Raw genomic sequence first — 823 nt, forward strand, 5'->3', positions numbered from 1 at the left:
CTTGCTATTAAAGGGATTAGCGAGATTGCCCTTGCAGGCATTTTAGGAGAGTCAGGAGATCTAAGTGGATTCGCACACGGTAATTCTTTATTGCGTCATGCTGGATTACATCTTGCAGAGGCTAGTTCTGGTAAATGGAAAGGTCAAATTGTGCTCTCTAAACGTGGGAGATCTCGTTTGCGGCGCTTCTTGTACTTAGCAACTATGAGTCTAGTCATGAACAACCCTGATTTTAAAGAGCTGCACGCTAACAATGTAAAAGTGAAAAAGATGAAAAAAATGAAATCGATTATGAAATTAATTCATAAACTCGCAAGAGTTTTAGTTGGAATAGCCCGAAAAAATGAATCTTATCGTCCCCACAAAGTAAAACCAATAGTTCCATTAGCTGCATAACTTAAACCAGAATTGATTCTTTTATAGTAACAATAGAATAATTAAAACCTTTAAGATTAATATCTTTCGAATATTGGCTTATTCGTAGGACTTCAAAGAAAGTACGAGTACCGGAATTGTTGTGCAAAAGGGCTCAGACCCGTTCCGTTAGAAAGACCGGCCTCTACCACTTGGATAGGTGTAACGAAGGAATGAGAGGGCATTGACCCGTTGAGACATGGGAGTGAAAACCTCCAGGGGTAGCGTGGAGAATACGTACATCATATGGAAATAATTGGATTTATTACTGAATCCTTTATTTTAGTACGCCTTCATGTAGCCAAAATGCTAATTACTCATTCATTCCACGGCTTATTGATCATTCAAGTGATTTGAATTCCTGCGAATAAGTGAGTATTCGAGAGATAATCGTATCTAACTGAGGGAG

At 38.6% G+C, this 823-nt stretch carries 1 protein-coding gene; it reads left to right on the forward strand.

What is annotated here, in order from left to right:
- Positions 1 to 396, forward strand: a 396-nt coding sequence (locus KW850_RS32580; protein ID WP_218351720.1) for a transposase, incomplete at its 5' end; no start/stop codon positions are given.
- Positions 397 to 823 lie beyond the last annotated feature (427 nt).

The organism is Bacillus sp. sid0103, assembly GCF_019219025.1.